Origin of the sequence: Steroidobacter gossypii, assembly GCF_016801985.1 — a bacterium.
GTDB lineage: Bacteria > Pseudomonadota > Gammaproteobacteria > Steroidobacterales > Steroidobacteraceae > Steroidobacter > Steroidobacter gossypii.
The window spans coordinates 573,974-595,451 of the sequence record NZ_JAEVLS010000004.1; the positions used below are offsets into that span (position 1 = coordinate 573,974).

The 21,478-nt window shown below is 62.2% G+C and carries 23 protein-coding genes; 9 read left to right on the top strand and 14 right to left on the bottom strand.

Annotated features, from left to right (window positions below; translation table 11 throughout):
- Positions 1-28 precede the first annotated feature (28 nt).
- Positions 29-1,198 carry an NO-inducible flavohemoprotein gene (gene hmpA, locus JM946_RS19400; protein ID WP_203169016.1) on the bottom strand — a complete coding sequence of 390 codons (1,170 nt, stop codon included), beginning with the start codon at positions 1,196-1,198 and terminating at the stop codon, positions 29-31.
- Between the two features lie 143 nt (positions 1,199-1,341).
- Between hmpA and norR the strand changes: the two genes are divergently transcribed.
- Positions 1,342-2,889 (top strand): nitric oxide reductase transcriptional regulator NorR, encoded by a 1,548-nt coding sequence (gene norR / locus JM946_RS19405; protein WP_203169017.1) that lies wholly within the window; start codon positions 1,342-1,344, stop codon positions 2,887-2,889.
- Here the strand turns inward: norR and JM946_RS19410 are convergent.
- From JM946_RS19410 to cyoA, 7 genes are all read right to left on the bottom strand, one after another.
- Positions 2,882-3,457 carry a response regulator transcription factor gene (locus JM946_RS19410; RefSeq protein WP_203169018.1) on the bottom strand — a complete coding sequence of 192 codons (576 nt, stop codon included), beginning with the start codon at positions 3,455-3,457 and terminating at the stop codon, positions 2,882-2,884. The two genes, norR and JM946_RS19410, sit on opposite strands and share 8 nt — an antisense overlap.
- Positions 3,450-4,766, bottom strand: a complete 1,317-nt coding sequence (locus JM946_RS31325) for an ATP-binding protein (protein WP_322110954.1) — start codon at positions 4,764-4,766, stop codon at positions 3,450-3,452. The genes JM946_RS19410 and JM946_RS31325 overlap by 8 nt, the downstream gene beginning before the upstream one ends.
- Entirely contained in the window at positions 4,763-5,443 is a 681-nt protein-coding gene (locus tag JM946_RS19420) for an SURF1 family protein (protein WP_322110955.1), read from the bottom strand. Before JM946_RS19420 ends, JM946_RS31325 begins: the two co-directional genes overlap by 4 nt.
- Before the next feature lie 68 nt (positions 5,444-5,511).
- On the bottom strand, positions 5,512-5,904 hold the full coding sequence (gene cyoD / locus JM946_RS19425; RefSeq protein WP_203169021.1) for a cytochrome o ubiquinol oxidase subunit IV: 393 nt from the start codon (positions 5,902-5,904) through the stop codon (positions 5,512-5,514).
- Positions 5,901-6,533: a cytochrome o ubiquinol oxidase subunit III gene (gene cyoC / locus JM946_RS19430; protein WP_203169022.1), complete on the bottom strand. Its 633-nt coding sequence runs from the start codon at positions 6,531-6,533 to the stop codon at positions 5,901-5,903. The genes cyoD and cyoC overlap by 4 nt, the downstream gene beginning before the upstream one ends.
- A 4-nt stretch (positions 6,534-6,537) precedes the next feature.
- Positions 6,538-8,556: a cytochrome o ubiquinol oxidase subunit I gene (gene cyoB / locus JM946_RS19435; RefSeq protein WP_322110956.1), complete on the bottom strand. Its 2,019-nt coding sequence runs from the start codon at positions 8,554-8,556 to the stop codon at positions 6,538-6,540.
- Positions 8,556-9,704, bottom strand: a complete 1,149-nt coding sequence (cyoA, locus tag JM946_RS19440; protein WP_203169023.1) for a ubiquinol oxidase subunit II — start codon at positions 9,702-9,704, stop codon at positions 8,556-8,558. The genes cyoB and cyoA overlap by 1 nt, the downstream gene beginning before the upstream one ends.
- A gap of 137 nt (positions 9,705-9,841) precedes the next feature.
- On the opposite strand from cyoA, the gene JM946_RS19445 reads away from it, so the two are divergent.
- Positions 9,842-11,176 carry an MFS transporter gene (locus JM946_RS19445; RefSeq protein WP_203169024.1) on the top strand — a complete coding sequence of 445 codons (1,335 nt, stop codon included), beginning with the start codon at positions 9,842-9,844 and terminating at the stop codon, positions 11,174-11,176.
- 1 nt (position 11,177) lies between these two features.
- On the opposite strand, the gene JM946_RS19450 is transcribed toward JM946_RS19445, so the two are convergent.
- Entirely contained in the window at positions 11,178-11,843 is a 666-nt protein-coding gene (locus JM946_RS19450; RefSeq protein ID WP_203169025.1) for an MOSC domain-containing protein, read from the bottom strand.
- 190 nt (positions 11,844-12,033) lie between these two features.
- Here JM946_RS19450 and JM946_RS31000 point away from each other — a divergent pair, with 190 nt between their 5' ends.
- The 4 genes from JM946_RS31000 to JM946_RS19470 all read left to right on the top strand — a co-directional run bounded on the left by JM946_RS31000 (position 12,034) and on the right by JM946_RS19470 (position 16,151).
- Positions 12,034-12,357, top strand: coding sequence for an energy transducer TonB (locus tag JM946_RS31000; protein WP_269141058.1), 324 nt, complete (start codon positions 12,034-12,036; stop codon positions 12,355-12,357).
- Positions 12,358-12,414: 57 nt separating this feature from the next.
- Positions 12,415-13,944 (top strand): erythromycin esterase family protein, encoded by a 1,530-nt coding sequence (locus JM946_RS19460; protein ID WP_203169027.1) that lies wholly within the window; start codon positions 12,415-12,417, stop codon positions 13,942-13,944.
- 166 nt (positions 13,945-14,110) lie between these two features.
- Positions 14,111-15,490 (top strand): pectin acetylesterase-family hydrolase, encoded by a 1,380-nt coding sequence (locus JM946_RS19465; protein WP_407700585.1) that lies wholly within the window; start codon positions 14,111-14,113, stop codon positions 15,488-15,490.
- 7 nt (positions 15,491-15,497) lie between these two features.
- Complete coding sequence (locus tag JM946_RS19470) at positions 15,498-16,151, top strand: hypothetical protein (protein ID WP_203169029.1); 654 nt, start codon at positions 15,498-15,500, stop codon at positions 16,149-16,151.
- Positions 16,152-16,233: 82 nt separating this feature from the next.
- On the opposite strand, the gene JM946_RS31765 is transcribed toward JM946_RS19470, so the two are convergent.
- The 3 genes from JM946_RS31765 to JM946_RS19485 form a co-directional block, all read right to left on the bottom strand.
- A complete protein-coding gene (locus tag JM946_RS31765; RefSeq protein WP_203169030.1) occupies positions 16,234-16,464 on the bottom strand; it encodes a hypothetical protein in 231 nt (76 codons plus the stop codon).
- Complete coding sequence (locus JM946_RS19480) at positions 16,389-16,745, bottom strand: HIT family protein (RefSeq protein WP_203169240.1); 357 nt, start codon at positions 16,743-16,745, stop codon at positions 16,389-16,391. The genes JM946_RS31765 and JM946_RS19480 overlap by 76 nt, the downstream gene beginning before the upstream one ends.
- Before the next feature lie 161 nt (positions 16,746-16,906).
- On the bottom strand, positions 16,907-17,671 hold the full coding sequence (locus JM946_RS19485) for a DUF2182 domain-containing protein (RefSeq protein WP_203169031.1): 765 nt from the start codon (positions 17,669-17,671) through the stop codon (positions 16,907-16,909).
- 104 nt (positions 17,672-17,775) lie between these two features.
- Here JM946_RS19485 and JM946_RS19490 point away from each other — a divergent pair, with 104 nt between their 5' ends.
- Complete coding sequence (locus JM946_RS19490; protein WP_203169032.1) at positions 17,776-18,417, top strand: DUF1326 domain-containing protein; 642 nt, start codon at positions 17,776-17,778, stop codon at positions 18,415-18,417.
- A 138-nt stretch (positions 18,418-18,555) separates the two neighbouring features.
- The gene (locus JM946_RS19495) at positions 18,556-19,473 is read left to right on the top strand and encodes a cyclase family protein (RefSeq protein WP_203169033.1); all 918 of its coding nucleotides are present in this window, start codon (positions 18,556-18,558) and stop codon (positions 19,471-19,473) included.
- Here the strand turns inward: JM946_RS19495 and JM946_RS19500 are convergent.
- Together JM946_RS19500 and JM946_RS19505 are read right to left on the bottom strand one after the other, a co-directional pair.
- The gene (locus tag JM946_RS19500) at positions 19,470-20,207 is read right to left on the bottom strand and encodes an SDR family oxidoreductase (protein WP_203169034.1); all 738 of its coding nucleotides are present in this window, start codon (positions 20,205-20,207) and stop codon (positions 19,470-19,472) included. The two genes, JM946_RS19495 and JM946_RS19500, sit on opposite strands and share 4 nt — an antisense overlap.
- A 19-nt stretch (positions 20,208-20,226) precedes the next feature.
- Positions 20,227-20,547, bottom strand: a complete 321-nt coding sequence (locus JM946_RS19505) for a DUF1330 domain-containing protein (RefSeq protein ID WP_203169035.1) — start codon at positions 20,545-20,547, stop codon at positions 20,227-20,229.
- A gap of 112 nt (positions 20,548-20,659) precedes the next feature.
- Here JM946_RS19505 and JM946_RS19510 point away from each other — a divergent pair, with 112 nt between their 5' ends.
- On the top strand, positions 20,660-21,454 hold the full coding sequence (locus JM946_RS19510) for a 2-keto-4-pentenoate hydratase (RefSeq protein WP_203169036.1): 795 nt from the start codon (positions 20,660-20,662) through the stop codon (positions 21,452-21,454).
- Positions 21,455-21,478 lie beyond the last annotated feature (24 nt).

Genomic DNA, 21,478 nt, shown 5'->3' on the forward strand with positions numbered 1-21,478 from the left:
CCGTCCCTGGCCTGGCGGCGTCTCGGCTTCAGTCCAACGCTTCCATCGGCCCGAAGAACTCATAGCGAATCCGCTCTGCGGCGACTTTCAATTCGCGCAGCGTGCGATTCACATGGACCATGAACGGCTTCGGCCCGAGGAAATAAACCTCCGCGTCTGCCGGCGTGTATCTCTGCAGCAGCTCCGAAGTGACGAAGCCGCGATGATGCGGCTCATCGCCCGGCAGCGGCTCGCTATAAATGTACGCGTGCTGCAGATTCGGATGACGTGAAGCCAATGCGTCGATGCGCTCGCGAAACGCATGCACCGCGCTGTTGAGCGCCGCATGTAGATAGATGACGCGTCGCCCACTGGCGAGCGCCCGATCGAGCATGGGCAGCGCCGGTGTCTGCCCGACGCCGGCCGTCAGCAGCACCACCGGCTTGGACGTCTCCGCCAGTGTGAACTCGCCTGCTGGCGCGAAGGCATCGACCTCGAAGCCCGGCTGCACATGATCGTGAAAGAAATTCGAGACCAATCCGCCGGGCTCACGCTTCACGGAGATGCGATAGGTGTTTCCATTCGGCAGATCCGACAGGCTGTAGTTGCGCTGAACTGTCTGACCGTCGACGTCGATCCGCAGCCCCAGGTATTGGCCCGGTTTGAAGTCCATCAGCGAACCTGCATCGGCGGCAGCAAACCAGAACGACGTGATGACATCGCTCTCGCGCTCACGCTTCACCACGCGCAAGCGACGCGTACCGCGCCAGCCGCCAGTCATCGCGGCCTTACGCTGATATTCCTTTTCTTCCGCCGCGATCAACAGATCGGCGAGTTGCCAGTACGCGGCGGACCAAGCGGCGGCGACCTCGGGCGTGATAGCGTCGCCGAGTACACGGCCGATCGCCTCCATCAGGCACTCGCCCACGATCCGATACTGCGGCGGTGTGATGTTCAACGAGACGTGCTTCTGCACGATGCGTTCGACCACGGCCGTCAACGCACCGAGGTTATCGATGTTCATGGCGTAGCCGACGACCGCGTTGGCAAGTGCGCGCGGCTGTGAGCCTCCATGCTGATGCGCCTGATTGAACACCTCGCGCACTTCCGGATAGCGCTCGAACATCAACGGATAGAACACGGTGGTGATGCGCTCGGAGTGCTGGGCAACGACCGGCGCGGTGGCCTTTACGATGGCGGTCTGGGCGGGGGTAAGCATGCAATCCTCTCTTGCTGGCGATACCACTTATGTAGAGCAAGGCTCGTGCCACCCGGTAGGTCATTGATTCGGCGGGTTCCTTTCCACCCTGAGTCAAAATGACCCACTTGCCGGAGGAGTCGATATGACATCATCGAGTCGTAATGACCACTGCATTGATCGCCGCCTGCGAGCGGGTGCTGCGCGAGGCGCTGGACGGAGAAACCACGCTCTCATGGCAACTCTGGTTGGCGGCATTGAAGGAAGCCACGCACGCCGACTCGTGCGCCATGCTGCAACTTCGAGGACCCGATCTGGTGCCCGTCGCGGTCGACGGACTCAGCGCCGACGCCATGGGCCGACGTTTCCCTGTAAGTGAGCATCCGCGCCTGCAGGCCATCATGGGCGCGGCCGACGTGCTGCGTTTTCCGCCCACCTCCGCGCTCCCCGATCCGTTCGACGGCCTCATTCCGAATGTCGCGGATCGTCTCCACGTGCATGACTGCGCCGGTGTGCAGATTCGCGGCAGCAACGGCCCCTTGGGCGTGCTCACAATCGACGCGCTACGCCGAGGCACCTTCAATCAAAAAGCGCTCGATGCGCTCCGTACTTTTGCGAATCTTGCCGGCGGCTGTCTGGAGATCATCGAGCGACTCACACGCATGCAGGATGCGATGGAGCGTCAAAGCCTGGTCAGCAGCGCCTTGCTGGCGGAGTTGAGGCCGGATCAGCACTTGATCGGGCGCAGCGCCCCGATGCGCGCCTTGCTCAAGGAAATCGATACGGTCGCAAACAGCGATCTGACCGTGTTGATCACTGGCGAGACCGGCACTGGCAAAGAACTGGTCGCGCGCGCCATCCACTACGGCTCTCATCGCAGCGGAAGACCGCTCATATCGGTGAATTGCGCGGCTTTGCCCGAGGCGCTGGTAGAGAGCGAACTATTCGGTCACGTCGCCGGCGCGTTTTCGGGCGCGTCCGCGAACCGTCGCGGCAAGTTCGAAATCGCCGATGGCGGCACGCTGTTGCTGGATGAAGTTGGCGAGCTGCCGATGACCGTGCAGCCGAAGCTGCTACGTGTGTTGCAGAGTGGCGAGATTCAGCGCGTCGGCTCGGATGAACACATCAAGGTGAACGTGCGCATCGTGGCTGCGACGAATCGCGATCTCGCCGAAGAGGTTCGCGTCGGGCGCTTCCGGGCCGATCTGTATCACCGCTTGAGCATCTATCCTCTGCAGGTGCCGGCATTGCGCCATCGCGGTCGTGACATCCTGCTGCTCGCGGGTAACGCACTGGAACGCAATCGCGCCAGTCTGCACTTGCGCGGCCTGCGGCTGTCGCAGGAGTCACAACAGGCGTTGCTGTACGCAACCTGGCCGGGCAACGTGCGGGAACTGGAGCACACCATCAGTCGCGCCGCGTTGAAAGCCGCCGCCGGAGGAACGGGCAGCGATCGCATCGTGACCATCGAAACCTGTCATCTGGATCTCGGCAGGCCCCGCGTCGAAGCAGCGCCGCCCGTCCGCTGCGAACATGAGCACGTCGACATCAGTGGTCTCAGTCTCAGCGTGGCGACAGACGACTTTCAGCGCCGGCTCATTGAGCAAACACTTGCCGCGCAGCAGGGCAACTGGGCCGCAGCCGCGCGAGCGCTGGGCATGGATCGCGGCAATCTGCGACGTCTGGCGAAGCGGATCGGCGTGCCTACTTGACCTGACGCTTGAGCAGTTTGCGAGCCAGGGTGCGGCGATGGATGCCCAGCCGGCGAGCGGCTTCGGAGATGTTGAAATCCGCGTCCGCCAACGTTTGATGAATGCGCTCCCATTCCAACGTCTTGATGGACGTGGGCCGCGCGCCCAACTCCACTTCGGCATCGCCTTCGGTCTTGTCGAACGCCTTCTCGATGTCGTCGGTATTGGAAGGCTTGGCAAGATAGTGCCGGGCGCCGAGCTTGATGGCCTCGACCGCGGTGGCGATGCTGGCGAAGCCAGTGAGCACGACGATGTTCATTTCCTCATCGTGCGCGTGCAGGGTCTGCACGCAGGACAGGCCGGACGCGCCGTTCAACTTCAGATCGACCACGGCGTAGCCCGGTGAGTCGGTCTTCAACAGTTCGAGCACTTCCTCATGACTCTGCGCGGTGAGCACGCGATAGCCGCGCCGCTCGAACGAACGTTTCAGGGTGCGCGCCAGCGACTCGTCGTCTTCGACGATCAGCAGCACCTTCTGCGACTGCCCCGCCTCGACGGCGGCGCCCTGATTGTCGACGTCCTCAGCCACGATCTTTCTCTCGATACATCAACGCCGCGAGCGGCAACTCGACCGTGACCGTGGCCCCGCCTGCTTCGCGATTGTGGGCCGACACGCGACCGCCGAACTTTCGGATCACGTTGGTGACCAGGAACAATCCCAGGCCGGCGCCCCGGCGCGCCTTGGTCGAGCTGTACGGTTTGCCGAAATTCTCCAGCATCTCCGGCGAGAAGCCGGGCCCCAGGTCGAGCACTTCGATCCGCAGCATGTCACCGCGGCGCTCGGCATTCAATCGAATCCAGCCGGGCGAGACTTCGTAGGCGTTGTCGAGCAGATTGGTCACCACCTGCTTGAGCGCCTGATCCGACACGATGGTCACATCTTCTCCTAACGCGCCGCTGCCGGCGTGATACTGGAGCGTGCCGGCCGGGCGCCCATCGGACCAATCGCGTGCGATCTCGTCGAGGAAGCGATGCAGAGTCGTCACGCTCGGCGCTTCGCCTCTCGCCTCGCCCGCCGACAACAGAATGCCGCTGAGGATGCTCTTGCAGCGACGGATCGCCGCCTGCATCTCGCGCAGCTCCTGCATCATCTCCGGATGCTGCGAGATTTCAGGCATGCGGCGCCAGTCGCCGAGAATCACTGACACCGCAGCGAGCGGTGTCCCCAGTTCGTGCGCAGCGCCCGAGGCCAGCAGACCCAGCCGCACGATGTGATCTTCCTCGGCGGCACGCTGCTTCAACTCGGCAAGATAGGTGTCACGTTCCCGAAGGTTGCGTGTCATGCGGCTGATGAACCACACCAGCAGCACCGCGCCGAGCACGAAGCAGACGAACATGCCCATGATGTGCAATCTCAGCAGGCTGGCAGGCGGCTCCACCGCCAGCGGCTGATTGATGCCGATCAATCCCAGGAACGCGATGAACGTCGCGGCCACGATCAACCAGGCGCCGGCGCCCGGCAACAACACGGCAGCCAGCGCGATCTGCAGCAGATAAAGCGCGGTGAACGGATTGGTGGCCCCGCCACTGAAATAAAGCTGCACGGTCAAGGCGGCCACATCGAGGAGCACCGCCAGGAACAGCGCCTGACTGTTGACCTGCAGGCGCTTCTGCAACCACAGATGACTGAGCGCGTTGAGCGCGAGCAAGGCGCCGAGCACCGCCCCCATGGGCTCCAGCGGCAACGCAATGCGCAGCCCGAAGTGGACGACGGCAATGGTGATGACCTGGCCGAGCACCGCCATCCAGCGCAACTGGATAAGCAGCTCCAGGTTCTTGCGATTGGCGGTATCGATGTGAGACGGAGCGACCGGCTCGGCGGAAGTTATCGAGTTCACTGGGTCTGCAGCCTGCGCGAGCGCCATTCGTGGCGAAGCACCAGGGCCGCGCCAGCGGCCACCATGCCGGCCAGCGCGAACCAGGTGAGCGCATACTGCAGATGATTGTTGGAAAAAGCGATTACCGTGAGGCCGCCCACAGGTGCGCCGTCGATCGCAGGGGCTGACGCTTCGGCGTCGATGAAATAAGGGGCCACGTCGGTCAGGCCACGAGCGGCCGCGATGGCAGCTACATCCCGCGAAAACCAGCGATCTTCCGCTGGCTGGTTGGTTCGCAAATACCCTCCTCCCGGCTCGCTCAATCGCAGCAGCCCCGTCACCGTGGTGACGCCTTCGATCTGTCCCTCCGGACGACTCGCGGGATCCCGCAGCGGTGGCGGTACGAAGCCGCGATTGATCAGAACCGTGAAGCCGTCGGTCTCGAGCGGCGTCAGCACCCAGAAGCCGCCGCCGCGTTCGGTGACGGCCTGAACCAGCGTTTCGCGGTCGTGGAGAAAACGTCCCTGGATGGCGACGCGCAGATATTCGCTATTCTCTCGATTCACGAGCGGCCACTGCTCGCGACCCGGCGGGGCTACGGGCGTCGCATGAACTCGCTGCTCGACGCGCTCGATCAAATCGCGCTTCCAGGCGAGGCGATGCACCTGCCAGACGCCGAGACTGATCAGCAACGCCACGCCGGCGACAGCGGCGATGCAGACTGCCGCCAGCTTCAGCGGCGGCAGCGGCGCACGGGTCGGTGCGCTCAGAGGGGCTGACTGGCCTCGTGCTGGGGCATCATGTTGGTGTCGAGGTGATACATCACCCATAGCGAACCCGCGAGCGTGATCACGACCAGGATCAGCGTAAAGACCAGGGAGGTCAGCGTCCAGCCGTCTTCGCTCCGAGGCGTCATGTGCAGGAAGTAGACCATGTGCACGACCATCTGCACGGCGGCGAACCCCATGATGACGAACGCGATGGTCTGCTTGCTCCAGGTCACATCGCCCATCACCAGCCAGAACGGAATGGCCGTGAGCACCACCGACAGCAAAAAGCCGATGACGTACTCGCGGAGCGTGCCGTGCGGCTCCTCCGCTCCATGATTCGGGCCGGCGTCCGGTCGGTGGTCGGCCAATGCGTGTTCGTGAGCGCTCATCGCAACATGCCCATCAGGTAGACGAACGTGAAGACGCCGATCCAGATCACGTCCAGGAAGTGCCAGAACAGGCTCAGGCACGCGAGCCGGCGCGCGTTGGCCTTGTTCAAACCCTGCTTGCCGATCTGCACCATCAGCGTGATCAGCCATACGATGCCGAATGTCACGTGCAAGCCGTGCGTGCCGACCAGCGTGAAGAACGCGGACAGGAACGCGCTACGCTGAGGCGTGGCGCCTACGTGGATCATGTGCGCGAACTCGTACAGCTCGATGCCAAGGAACGCCGCGCCGAACAGGCCGGTGACGGCCAGCCAGAACTGGGTGGCGGCCACTTGCTTGCGATACGAGGCCAGCATGGCGAAGCCATACGTGATCGAAGACAGCAGCAGCATCGAGGTGTTGACCGCGACCAGGGACAGATCGAACAGATCCTTCGGCCCCGGCCCGGCCGCGTAGTTGCCGCCCAGCACGCCATAACAGGCGAACAGCACCGCGAAGATGAGACAGTCGCTCATCAGATAGATCCAGAAGCCCAGCAGCGTGCTGCCGCCGGCTTCGTGATCGTGCTCGTCCACTACATGGAACAGCGTACGAGCGGCCGCTTGTTCCGCAGTCAGTGCGTGACCCATTCGTTCAGCTCCGTGCCGCCGCAGCCAGCAGCTGCGTGCGCTCTTCTTCGGCCCGGATCACTTCTTCTCGCGGCAAGTGATAGTCCCGGTCGTAGTTGAAGGTGTGATAGATGGCGTAGCCGACGATGCCGACGAAGCTCAGCGCGGCCAGCCACCAGATGTACCAGACCATCGCGAAGCCGAACACCGTGCTCAGCGCCGCCAGAATGAAACCGGCGCCGGTGTTGCGAGGCATGAGGATGGCCTTGAAGCCCGACAGCGGACGCTGATAGCCGCGCTGCTTCATGTCCCACCACGCGTCGCCATCGTGAATGATGGGCGTGAACGCGAAGTTATAAGCCGGCGGTGGCGACGAGGTCGCCCACTCCAGCGTGCGGCCGTCCCACGGATCGCCGGTGGTGTCACGCAGCTCGTGTCGCTTGCGGAAGCTGACATAGAACTGGATCAGCATCGCGCCGATGCCAATCGCGATCAGGAACGCGCCCAGCGCGGCGATCTGAAACCAGATCTGCAGCGACGGATCTTCGAAGTAGCGCATGCGGCGGGTCACGCCCATCAAGCCGAGCACGTACAGCGGCATGAACGCCACCCAGAAGCCGACCACCCAGAACCAGAACGACACCTTGCCCCAGAACACGTCGAGCTTGTAGCCGAACGCCTTGGGGAACCAGTAGTTGATACCGGCGAACAGACCGAACAGCACGCCGCCGATGATCACGTTATGGAAGTGCGCGATCAGGAACAGGCTGTTATGCAGCACGAAGTCCGCCGGCGGCACCGCCAGCAGCACGCCCGTCATGCCGCCGATCACGAACGTGAGCATGAAGGCCACGGTCCACATCATCGGCAGCTCGAAACGAATCCGGCCTCGGTACATCGTGAACAACCAATTGAAGATCTTCGCCCCGGTGGGGATCGAGATGATCATGGTGGTGATGCCGAAGAACGAGTTCACGCTCGCGCCCGAGCCCATGGTGAAGAAGTGATGCAGCCACACGATGTACGACAGGATCGTGATGACGACCGTCGCGTACACCATGGAGCTGTAACCGAACAGCTTCTTGCCGCAGAACGTCGAGGTGACCTCCGAGAACACGCCGAACAACGGCAGGATCAGGATGTACACCTCCGGATGGCCCCAGATCCAGATGAGGTTGACGTACATCATCGGATTGCCGCCGAAATCGTTGGTGAAGAAGTTGGTGCCCACGTAACGATCCAGCGACAGCAGCACCAGCACCGCCGTCAGCACCGGGAAGGCCGCCACGATCAGCACGTTGGTGCACAGGGAAGTCCAGGTGAACACTGGCATCTTCATCAGCGTCATGCCCGGCGCGCGCATCTTGATGATGGTCGCAAGCAGATTCACGCCGGATAGCAAAGTTCCTACGCCCGCTATCTGTAGCGCCCATATGTAATAGTCGACGCCGACATCGGGACTGTATTGAATGCCGGAGAGCGGCGGGTAAGCGAGCCAGCCAGTGCGCGCGAACTCGCCGACGAACAGCGAGAACATGACCAGAACCGCGCCCGCCGTGGTCATCCAGAAGCTGAAGTTATTGAGGAATGGGAAGGCGACGTCGCGCGCGCCGATCTGCAGCGGCACGATGTAGTTCATCAAGCCGGTGACCAGCGGCATGGCCACGAAAAAGATCATGATCACACCGTGCGCCGTGAAGATCTGATCGTAGTGATGCGCGTTGAGATAACCCTCCGAGCCGCCGAACGCGATCGCCTGCTGCAATCTCATCATGATGGCGTCGGCGAAGCCACGCAGCAGCATCACGATGCCGAGGATCATGTACATGATGCCGATGCGCTTGTGATCGATGGTGGTGATCCACTCGCGCCACAGATAGCCCCACAGCTGATAACGGGTCACGGCCGCCAGCATCGCGATGCCGCCGATGGCGACGGCGACGAAGGTCGCGACCAGGATGGGCTCGTGCAGCGGCAGCGCCGCCGGGCTCAAACGGCCGAAGATCAGCTGCAAAACGGGCGAATCTTGGTAGGGCAACTGCATTACTGCAAACTCGACGGATCGATCGCATCCGCGACCAGCGAACGGGACGTATTCGACACAGGACGCGGCAGGCCGGCGCCACGCAGCGGCGCGCGATCCACCTGCGGCAACAGATCATCTTCGAAGGTCTGCACCACCGGCGCGGTACACATGCCGATGACGTGCGAGGCGTCGGAGCCGAACACCGCGCGCGGCCGATCGTCCTCGATGCGGGCGACGTTGTAGACACCGCCCAAACCCAAGCCGCCGCGATCGTCGATCGCCATCATGTCGTGCATGCACATCTTGCCGGGCTCGACACACATGCCGAGGATGGAGCTGTAGAGCTGTGAGTCGACGTTCGAGAAATATCGGACCGGCTCCCGCTCCGACGGCTTCGCCAGCTGCAAATACACGTCGCGAGTCAGCGATTGCTCGCCGGTGCGCGCGGTGGCGATCCAGCGCTTGAACTCGGTGTCGTTGACGCCGCGTACTTTGAACCTCATGCCGGAGAACCCGGCGCCGCTATAGTTGGCGGAAAATCCTTCCGACACGCCGGCCTGGTTCAAGACGCCGTTCAAGCGCGTCTCCATGCCCGGCATGGCGTAGATCATGCCGGCCATGTCGGGGATATAGAACGCATTCATCACCGACGAGGCGGTGATCTTGAAGGTCACCGGCTGATTCACGGGCACTGCCAGTTCGTTGACGGTGGCCACGCCGTACTGCGGATAGATGAACAGCCACTTCCAATCGAGCGCCACCACGTTCACTTGCAGAGCGCGCGTTTCTGCAGGCACTTCCTTGTCTGGCCCGAGGCGGTCGAGCGGACGATAGGGATCCAGCAGGTGCGTGCCGAGCCAGGTCAGCGCGCCCAGACAGATGATGATCAGCAGCGGCGCCGACCAGATCACCAGCTCCAGTCGCATTGAGTGATGCCAGTCTGGCTCGTAGCGCGCCTCGCGGTTGTTATGTCGATATCGCCAGGCGAACAGCACCGTGAGCGCCATCACAGGCACGATGATGAGCAGCATCAAGTAGGTGGACATGACCAGCAGGTCGCGCTGCTGAGCGGCCACATCGCCCGTGGGATTCAGCACCACCATGTCGCAGGCGGACAGCGCCGCGAACAGCGGCAGCACCGCGAGCGTGCGCAGTAAGTTCTTCATCGTTACTGATTCTGGGCCCGGCATAACGACTGCGCAGGATAGAGATCGCGGTCGCGCGGCGACATTGGGCATTTTGCCCAATGGTCCAGTCCAGGCTTCCGGCCTATAAAAGCGGGCATGATCCAGAGGAGTGACATATGACGGTCGCGCAGTCCGGTGCGCCTACTTCATCGCTGGAACGCGATGCCCGGCGGACCAACGAAGCGCATGCCGGCGAGGTTCGGCCCGGCGACATCGCCATCGGCGTGATCATCGGCCGTACGTCGGAGTTCTTCGACTTCTTCGTGTACGCCATCGCCTCGGTGGTGGTGTTTCCGAAGCTGATTTTTCCTTACGTGGATGCGCTCACCGGTACCTTGTACTCGTTTGGCATCTTCGCGCTCGCGTTCGTGGCGCGCCCGCTCGGGACTGTCATTTTTACCGCTATCGACCGAGCCTACGGTCGCGGCATGAAGCTCACGGTCGCGTTGTTTCTGCTTGGCACGTCGACCGTGGCCATTGCCTTCATTCCCGGTTACAACGACATCGGGATTGCTTCGGCGTACTTGTTGGGCTTCCTGCGCATCGGCCAGGGCATTGCGCTGGGCGGCTCGTGGGATGGCCTCGCGTCGCTGCTAGCGTTGAATGCGCCCCAGAAACGTCGCGGCTACTACGCGATGATTCCGCAGCTGGGCGCACCGCTCGGCTTGATGGTCGCAAGCGCCCTGTTCGCCTACATCATCGGCAATCTCTCGGCCGCGGATTTCCTCGGTTGGGGCTGGCGCTATCCCTTCTTCGTCGCGTTCGCCATCAACGTGGTCGCGCTGTTCGCACGGCTGCGTATCGTCGTCACTCCGGAATACACCAAGGCGTTCGAAACGCAGGAGTTGCAGCCGACGCCGATGTTGGAAACGTTGCGCAACAACGGCCGCCTCATTGTGGTTGGCGCGTTCGCGCCGCTGGCGAGCTTCGCATTGTTTCACATGGTGACGGTGTTTCCTCTTTCGTGGGTGTTCCTGTACACCGACGAGGGCCCGGCGCGCTTCTTGTTGATCGAGTCGCTCGGCGCGGCGGTTGGCGTGGCTGCGATCGTCGCTTCCGGCTGGATCGCCGATCGCGTCGGTCGTCGTACCCTGCTCGGCGGCACAGCGGCGGCGATCGCCGCGTTCAGCGGCTTCGCTCCTCAGTTGCTCGCCGCCGGTGAGATCGGTGAGATCGTGTTCATGATGTCGGGCTTCCTGCTGCTCGGCCTCGCCTTCGGCCAGGCCTCCGGCGCGGTTGCCTCCAACTTCCCATTGAGCCACCGCTACACGAGCTCGGCGCTCACCTCGGACCTCGCGTGGCTGTTCGGCGCAGGCTTCGCCCCCTGGGTCGCGCTCGAACTGACGAGTCGCTTCGGCCTGGTGTTCTCTGGCGCTTATCTACTGTCCGGCGCGGTCGGCACGCTGGTGGCGTTGTTCATCAATCGTCAGATGGTGCAGGATCACCGATAAGTCATCCCAGTCGGCGCGACCAATCCTCCACCTCCGCCGACTGTAAGCGGCGCTCGAACATGCGCCGCCAGCTGGGCGGCAGCGGCAATTCGAGCAACGGCTCGATAATCCATGGGCTCACCTCGCGATCTCGGATCACCGCGAGGATGCGAGCGATTGTCCATTCCGGATGTGGACGATCCAACAGCTCGACTTGATCGCCCGCGCCGAGCTCGCCGGGTTCGAGCACTCGCAGATACCAACCGGCGCGCAATGTATCCTGTACCTGCGCGGCCATATCCTTTACGCCGAAACGCAGATTCAGTTTGAAACATGGCTGTCGGCCCTGGCTGACCTCGAATATCACATTGCCGATACGCCAGCGATCGGCCATGCAGACGCCCTGCTCGTCCATGCCGTCGATACTCAAGTTTTCCCCGAACGCACCCGCTTCCTGTAGCAGTGCGTGTCCAGGCAGGCGCTCCCGCCAGAACGTGTAGTGTGACCACGGATAGCAGTGCACCGCCTTGTCGACGCCACCATGCACTCGCCGATCCGCCTGCCGGTCCTCGACGAGCCCCTCCTGCTCCACCCGCTGCGGCCCGCTCACCGGCTTCTTGTCGATGCCACTTCGAGTCCGCCCCAGCGGCCGAACCTTGCCGCAAAGAACGGCCAGTGCTGTTGCCATCGTGATCTCTCTAACTCGTCGCAGCCTAGCGCAATGGTAGCGCCTTCGCTGCCAGTCGCAGGAAAAAACAAACAGGTTGACGTTTGCGGGGAGAAGGGCTGGAATCGCCTCCGCATCCAAGCTCGACGGGCACACAGGAGTGGCACCTATGCTTCGAGTTTCGGCTCTTTCTCTGGCTGTTTTGGTCGGGATGACGGCAGCGGTTACTGCCGAGGCGGCGCAATCGCATGAGGGCGTCGTATCGGCTTCGACCCTAAAGCGCACCCATACGATTCCTCCCGCGTGGCCCGCCTCAGCACCAACGGGTGTCGAAGGTTGGGTGATGTTGGAGTTCACGTTGTTGCCGGATGGCACGGTGAGCGACATCGAAGTCAAAGAATCCCACCCTGCCGGCGTCTTCGACACCTCCGCGGTAGAGGCGCTTCGGCAGTGGAAATACGAGCCCGTGGAGCGTGCGGGCCAGAAGGTTGCGCAGCGTGCAGAGATTCGGATGAAGTACGCGTTGGCGAAGTAGCAACCTTTCTCTGCGAGCCGGCATCCGACTCCCATTGGGGAACGTGGAGAGCATCTCATGCCGTGTCGATTCGGACATCAGCGCGGGCGGGCTCGCTGGGCTAGTGGGCTGCTGGCAGCTCTGCTCGCGTGCAGCACCGGGCACGCTGAGCAGGCCGATGAGCTGCAACGCTGGATTGAGAAGAATGCCGCGCCGCTCCGCTCGATTGCTGCGACAGATGAAGATTTCCGGGATCTTGAACCGCTGTTGACCGCCATCGGCCCAGCCGAGGTGGTGCAACTGGGCGAGCCCGGTCACGGCGCCGGTAACAGCTTTGCCGCCAAGGTTCGTCTGATCAAGTTCCTGCACCAGCGCATGGGCTTCGATGTGCTCGTGTGGGAGTCGGGCATGCACGGCATGCGGCTGGCGGATGCAGCCATGCGCGGCGAGAGCGATGCCGTCTCGGCTGCGCAGCGCGGAATCTTCACGATCTGGTCGAATGCCGAAGAAGTCAGGCCCTTGCTGGAGTACGTGAAGTCGACTCAAGCAACCTCGCGACCGCTGCAGATGGCGGGATTCGACTTGCAGTTCACCGCCCGAAACGCACTTGACGCATTCTCAGAAGACCTGCGTGCCTTCGTCAGCGCGATTCACGAGCCGACGATTCGCAGCCAGCTGCAGGCGGACGTGGATCGAGCGCTTGCCACCTACCATCGCCTGTGTTGTGAGCTGCGAGAAGCGCGCAGGCAGCATAGAGAGCATCTCGTTCGACTGGGAACATCCGAACAGGTGCTGGCGGAACGCCTGACGGCGTGGGACAAAAGGGAGGCGCTCGCGCTGCGGCCAACTCAGCAAGATCTCGACGCGTTCTCGAGCAGTTCAGACGCCGTGCTGAACGCCATTCAAGCTCACCGGGCTCTCTTCGAGCAGGCGCACGGCGCCAAAGGAACATCCTTCATGGAACAGGCGCTGATCAACCTGCGAGTCGATGCACAAGGCAAGCTCGACATCGATCACGGCGTTCGGGGCGAAACATCCGCCAGGTTCCGGAACGCCGTCGCGTACTTCAATCGACGCGACGAGCGCAACGCTCACAACCTGCGCTGGCTGATCGAGCAAGGCTATCCAGGCCGGAAATTGATTGTCTGGGCGCACAATGTACATGTCACACGTGCACACTTCGCACCAGGCTTCGCGGCCGTCCACGTTCATCCACGAGCGGGCGACATGAAGCCGACCGGCGCATATCTCTCCGACTGGTTTGGACCGAAGATCTACACGATCGCTTTGACGACCTATCGCGGCAAGGACCGCTGGGTCACCGGAGACCGAGTCATCGAGATACCGCCTTCCGAGGCCGGCAGTCTCGAGGCGCGCTTGCACGCACTCGGAAAACCGTACTGGTTTCTTGACTTACGCGCAGCCGCGATAGGTTCATCGCACGTCGCGGGTCAACCGTTAAAGATGCGCATGATGACCCCGGTGCCGGGGAGCAACACAGCAGCGCCACCGCACGGTTCCTATCTTGTGGAGGACATCAGGCGAGCCTTCGACGGAGTGTTCTTTATCGATGAGACCACGCCCGCGACGCCCATCAGAGCGCAGTAACGCAGGCGCTATAGCTCGCAGTGCATTTGTTGACAAATGTTTGAATCGAGGAGCAGCATCATGTCGGGCAACAAGGCCGTGCCCACGAACGCAGTTGCCGTAAAGTCGCGGACGGACTCTCAAGGAGACGATCATGACAGGACTCGTTTTCTCCACTGCGCGCACGATGTTTCTTCCGCTGGCCGTGATCGCCTGCACTGTGGGCGCAACGTCCCAGGCGCATGCCGAAGCAGGCGATTACAGCGCCCTGCAGACGATCATGAATCTGATCTCCCCGCCGCCGGCCGACAACCCGGTGACGGCGGCCCAGATGCAGGGGCCGTATCCCCTGCTGCCGAATCCTGCTGGATACAATGACGGCTTCAGTCCGGGCGCCTACTATCAGTGGCAAACAATCAAACTCGCGCCCTCCACCGGCGCGGTGTGCGGCAACGGTTCCCAATACAAGTTTTTCGTGAATCGCGTCCCCAACACGCGGAACACCATTATTTACATGGAAGGCGGCGGTGCGTGCTGGGACTATGCAAGCTGCAGCGGCCAGACCGGCATCCGTGGCGCTCGCAATCCCAATGGCATTCCGGACGACTATATGAGCTTGCTCAATCCTGCGAGCAGCCTGGTCAGTCCCTTCGTGGTGCGCGCACATCCATGGTCGTCGGTCAAAACCCAGAACTGGAACATGGTCTATGTTCCTTATTGCACCGGTGACGTGTATAGCGGCGACCGAGTCGCGGTGTACAACGACCCCACCGGGCAGAACAACCCGCTGGTGTTTCATCACAATGGCGCCCGCAACACTCGCGCCGTGCTCGCCTGGCTGAAAAACAAACTGCCTCGTCCGACGCAGATGCTGTCGACGGGCTGCAGCGCGGGCGGCATCGGCAGCCTCAACAGCTACGCGACTGTCCGGCGCGACATGGCTCCGACTTACGGATATCTGATCAACGACTCCGGTCCGTCGTTCTCCGCTCCCGTGGGCGGCAACCCTGCGCAGTACCCGTCGGTGCCGTTACATACTCAGATTCGCTCGGCCTGGGGATTGGATCAGGGGCCGATGCCGTACCTGGCTTCGGTGCTGCCCGGCTTCGACAGCAACAATTTCGGCAGCATCTATGCAGCGCTGTCCTCCAAAGTGCCGAATGACCGCCTCGGCCACACGCATTTCTGGCAGGATCTGAACTATTCGTCGTACTCGTACGAGCGTTTTTTCCCGGAGATCGTCAACGCACCGAACCAGGCGGCCAAAGAGGCGCTGATCCATGCCAAGTGGGCCACGGATACCGAGCGTTTGCGACAGACGCTGAACACGCTGTCCAACTTCGGGGGCTACTTCCCGCAGTTCCGGGCGCTGAACGAAAGCCACTGCACGACCATCGTCGATTTCAATCACGGCGACATTCAGGAACGCTCGCTGGAGCTGAGTCACTTCATCGCTAGCGTGCTGAACGGCAGCGGCGCGGTGCTGGACGCCTCCGAAGCCAGCGACGCGGCCGACCGCGCGAAACCGGCCAACCCGATTTATGAACTGATCGAGTCGCTCTTGTAGGCGGGCAATGCAAGCTCGATGGACAACGTTCCTTGCCGTTGCGGTGGCCGCCGTGGCCATCGGCTGGATGCTGCACGTAAGCAAGCCCACGCCCGAACAGGCGAAGGCCACCGACGCTCGCGAGAGCGTCGGTGAAGCGCGGGAGCGCCGGGATGCTCCTTCGCCCTCACCTGCAGCCGCCGAAGCGCCACCGAACGCGAGCGACAACGCGAGCCCTGTTGATGTTCGAGAGCGCGCGAGATTCAACGAGCGTGCTCGTGAATTTTTCGCTCAGGCTCCAACATTGTCGCCCGACGAAGCCCGGCAACGAGCCGACGATCTCTCACAGGAACTGTCGCGCATCGAACAGGCCGGCGGTCTGTCCGCCGGCGAGACATTTCTGATTCGTGCCGGTTTGATTCGAGCCACCGTCGCCGACGAACAACAACAATTGGCGCAGATCCGCGCACTCAAGGAACGCTACGAAGCAGACGCCCGACAACGCAACGCTCTAGCGTCCGGGCACTCCGATCCAATGTTTGATCTATACAAGGTTCGAGAGGGTCAGATCGTCGCCGAGGTCATGTCGCTCGCAACCATCCCGGGCGGCCTGACCCGCGAAGAATATCTCCGCCGCCGCTTGCAAACAGAACGCGAACAACTGCTCGGCGAAGCGATGTAGTTGACTTCTGCTGCTATTTAACATTCGATGTTTCCGTCGAAACGCCGAATGTCAAATCGTCGAGGGAGCTTCCATACATTCGCTACGCCGGCATGTTTCTTCGAATCTGCGCAGCGGTCTTATGGAGCGTTTCAGCATCGACTTTGGCACGGCGTCGTCTCTCATCGTCGGATGCGGAGTGACGGATCGTCCCAGCCGCACGGCCCGCATCAGGAAACTTGTGGAGCTGGGGAGGTCCTATGCCCCAATCGCTGCCAGGCTGCCTTGGCACGACGTGGAAATGGTAGTGCGGCACCTCTTGGCCGCTATACACGCCGTTGTTCTGGAAGGTGAGAATGCCGACGGCTGGTAGGTCGCCAGTAACGCCTGCGCCACTTCTCGCGCCGCCTTGATGACAGCCGCCCCCTCCTGTTCAGTCAGATCCAGCAAGGTGCCGACGTGGCGGCGAGTAACAACACAGCACTGGCCGACCTCGAATTGCACCGGAGTAACGACGGTCACCGTCAGCTCGGACTCCGCGATGATCGGAACTGTGCTTCGACCTGCCAGCGTTTCGCAGATATCACAAGGATCCTGTTGTGGCAACTCGATCATACGGCGTCACTCCGTGGGCACCGGCAAACCCTGCTGCCTGAGGAGCAATCCGGAATCGTCCGTCGGCATTGTATGGATCATGCCACATACTGCTTGCACCGACACGAGAAGGAGCGGATGAGGGCAATCGAGAGCCTGGCCTTCATGATCACTCCTCTGCACTACACCGACAGCATCACCCACATTCCAGCAATAACCAAAGCCACCCCACTCAATCGCCCGCCCTGCACTCCAACGGGCGCCAGCTTCTCCAGCAGAACGAACAAAGTAATCGCGCCGATCCATAGCAAGCTCATCACGCCGCCGACGAACAGCAGCAGCATCAGAGCCCAGCAACAGCCGACGCAGTAGAGACCGTGACGCAAGCCGAGTCGCAGTGCGCGAGGCATGCCGGGGCGCCAGTGTTCCATGAGAAAGGAAATGGGAGAGCGGCACTGGCGAAGGCAGGCGTATTTGATGGGCGTCCACTGATAGATGCCGGCGACGATCAACAGCGCGCCGCCGAGCCAGGGACTGGCGCTCACCATCATGGGAGACAGCAGCGCGGCCTCGGCAAGTCCCCACTGCAGCAGCGTAGCGCCCGCGCTGAAACCGAACCAAGCGAGCATATATCCAGCCACGAACGCAACAATGCGCCGAGCGGGCGAGCGAATGTTTGAATCATTCCGAGCGGCGCGATGGAAGATGAGAATGGTGGGCAGCGCGCTCGGCAGCATCATGGCGATCATCATCACCGCCCACATCAGAAAGATGAGAAGAACGTAGTGCGCATCCCACGTCGTTTCCATCATCCAGGCGGCGACGCCATCCATGCGGCCGTACATGTCGAGCGATGCGGGAATGAGGTATGCCCACGCGCAGGCCACCACGCCGGCGAGCCCGACGATCACTAGAACCTTGTCTCGCAGATACGGAGGCGTTGGCATGTGCCGCTCCCGACAGCGTGTATCTGAGCCCTTTGATTTCAGCCGGCCGCGCGCGTAATGTCACTTTATCGTAACGTCCACTGCCGTGCAGAGAGGGGGTTACCATGGCCGACGTTCAGAAGTGGACCCTCAAGGGTCAATGGTTCGACGTGTGCCGCTGCGCCATTCCATGCCCATGCTCCTGGGCTCAGCCGCCGGACGACGGCTTCTGCGAAGGCATTCTCATCTGGCACATTCAGCAAGGTCACTACGGCGACTGCGACCTCGACGGTCTGAACGTCGCGATGGTCGGGTCGTTTCGCGGCAACGTCTGGGAGCAAGCCAGCGATTTCAAAGACGCGATTTTCATGGACGAGCGCGCCGACGCAACTCAGCGCGCGGCGCTACAGAGCGTTTTCGGCGGTCAGGCGGGCGGCTGGCCGAAACGTTTCGGCGAATTGGTCGAGGGCCAGCACATGGGCTTCGCATTCGCGTCCATCCACGTGGAGATCGCGCCGGACCTTTCAACCTGGAGAGCCGAGATTCCGGCCCACAATATTCTGGCCGCGGCCAATGCACTCATGGGGCCCACCAGCGACGGTAAGGTAACGAAGGTCTACAACCTGCCAGGCGCCGAAACCGGTCCAGGCGGCGTCGCCACGTGGGGGCGCGCGACGTCCGATCGTGCGGACGCGTTCGGTTTCAAATGGGACCGCACTGGCAAGTCCAGCAAGCTCATCGCCTTCGAGTGGAGCGGCCCGGACTGAGACCGGCCGCAGGGTTCACCGCAAGTTAAGCACGCTTCAATTCTTTTCGATAGCGCCGACGCAGCGGCTCGCGGATACTGCGCTGAACATCGCGCCGACAGATTCGGCCATGCGCATTGTAGCAACAGAGGACGATCGATGAGTTCGGCGGGTCAGGAAAAGCGGGTGCAATTCGATTTCGAAGTCGAGTTCTTGAATGGCGGCGGCATCCAGGGTCAGGGTTTTCGACTCGACATCGCAGGAGAAGACATCGACGATCAGGCGCTGGCCCAGTACATCGTCAAAGACATGCGGCTGCTGATGGTCGGGCGCGTACGTATCTTGAACAAGTCCATCATCGTCGAACCTCACAAGCGCTCACGCGCGGCGGCGGTGGATTCCGACAAGACGAGCGGGCCCAGGTTGATCGATCTGAGCCACACGATCGAGGACGGCATGGTGACCTACAAGGGCTTGCCGGCGCCGCTCATCTGCGATCACCTCAGCCGTGAACAATCGCGCGCGCTCTACGCTCCCGGGACCGAATTCCAGATCGGCAAGATCACCATGGTGAGCAACACGGGCACCTATATCGACAGTCCTTTCCACCGCTTCGCCGACGGCGCGGACATCGCCGACCTGAAGTTGAAGTCGCTGGTGGGATTGGACGCCGTGGTGGTGCATGCCGAGGGCATGTCGAGCCGCCAGGTTCCAGCCGAGGCGTTCGGCGCCATCGACGTGCGTGACAAAGCGGTGCTCGTTCACACCGGGTGGTCGCGTCATTGGCGCACTGATCGCTACTTCGAGAATCATCCTTTTCTGACCGCGGGCGCCGCCGAGTATCTGAAGCGCGAGGGCGCGAAACTCGTCGGCATCGACTCTTACAACATCGACGACACAGGCGCCGGACATCGGCCTGTGCACACCACCCTGCTTCAAGCAGGCATACCCATCATCGAACACATGCGTGGCCTGGAGCTGGTGCCTGCGACGGGCGCGACCTTCACGGCAGTCCCACCCAAAGTTCGCGGCATGGGAACATTCCCCGTGCGGGCCTTCGCGACGCTGGCCGACTAGATCGAATTCAGGAACCCTCCATCCACGGCGATGGCCTGGCCGGTGATGTAAGAGGCCCGATCGGAGGCCAAAAACGCCGCGAGTGCGGCGAACTCCTCCGGTCGCCCCATGCGGCCGGCCGGAATCTTCGGTCCCATGGTCGCATCGTCCAGGCCCAGTTCTTTCACTCGATCGGTCGCGGTGTAACCCGGCAGCAGCGCGTTGATGGTGATGCCGTCTTTGGCGATATCGCGACTCAGCGAATTGATCAGCCCGAGCAATCCGGCACGCAGGCTATTGGAGATCACCAGCCCTGGTTGCGGCTCGCGCGCGGCGATCGACGTGATCGCGAGGATTCGACCCCACTGCTGCTGTCGCATGTGGGGCAACACAGCCCGCACGCTCTCCACAGTGCTGATCCATAAGTTATCGAAGCCCTTCTGCCAGTCGGCCGACGACATTCGCTCGAACGGACCGGCCGGCGGACCACCGGTATTGGTGACCAGAATGTCCACGGGCGCACCTAGCGCTTTGGTCGCCTGTTCGATGAGTGTTCCGCAACTGCCAGGCGAAGCAACGTCACCGGCGATTCCGATTGCGCCAATCTCGGAGGCGGTCGCAGCGATGCGCGCAGGGTCGCGAGAAACGATGACGACCCGCGCCCCCTCCGCAATTAGCTCTTGCGCCACCGCTCTGCCGAGTCCTTTGGATGCGCCGAACACCAGCGCGTGACGACCTGCAATTTTCAGATCCACGACCGACCTCTCCTCTGAATCAGACCCGCGGGTCCGGCGCTGTATGATCGGGCCGGCCTTCCTGAAGAATCATCCGGCAGCGCGTGCTTGCCGCGCGCCGGTACTGCGACAACCTCTGATACTCCGCGTCGTTGTACCAGGCTTCGGCTGCCGTCCGGTCGGGGAACTCCAGAATCACCATCCGATCCTCGAACGTCTCCCCTTCCGCCGTAGTCACCGGGTCACCCCGTGTCAGAAAGCGGCCGCCGTATTTCTGCAGCGTCTTGGGCGTGTGATCGGAGTATTTCCGAAATGTCTCGGGATCGTGGATCCGCATCGTGCATATCATGTAGGCCGCCATCGCATTCTCCTCGCCGCACTCCAGCGCTGGAGTTTACTGCCACGAGAGGGCGAATTTTTCCCAAAGACCCTGTGTTAGATTCGCAGCATCCTTCCCCAGCCCGTGGTGCACAGTGCACGGCGACCAGATTCGTTCCAGCGTCGATCGACTCGAAATCCACATCGCCGCTCGCACGGCATTTCAGCTTTATCGCATCGACGATCGCCCCATCACGCTGGATGAGGCGTACTCGATGCAAGCCGAGATCCTGGCGCGCGCGCTTCGTTCCGGCAGCGACAGCATTGCCGGTTACAAGGTGGGCCTGACCACAGCGAAGATGCAGGCCTTCTGCGGCGTGAAAGAGCCGATCGCGGGTCGCATTCTGAAGAGCGGCGTTCGTGCGAGCGGCGCAACGCTGCGCAAATCGGACTTCCATCGGCTCGGCATCGAAAGCGAACTGGCCTTGCGCGTCGGCAAGCCTGTGCCGGCACTCACCGCGAGCAACGACGTTGCAGATCTCATCGGCTGCATCGACGCTATCGCCGCCGCGTTCGAAGTGATCGACGATCGCGACGCCGACTACTCGCATCTGGAAGCAAGCTCCATCGCGGCCGAAAACAGTTGGAACCGGGGCGCCGTACTCGGCGAAGCAATGTCACCCGCCGATTTCGGTGACCTGTGCAACCTGCAAGGCCGGCTCCTCGTCAACGGCGAGCCCGTAGCCACCGGATCCAGCAGCGACGTGATGAGCGGCCCCTTGTCCGTGCTGGCCTGGGTCGCGCAATTCGCTCGCGCCAATGACGAGGAACTGCGTCCCGGCCAATGGATCCTGACCGGCTCCATCATTCCGACCAAATTCGCCGTGGTCGGGGAGACCTATTCATTCGAACTTGGCAGTCTGCCGCCGGTGACTGTAGAGATCGCCTAGTGCCGCAATTGGTGACGGGACGCC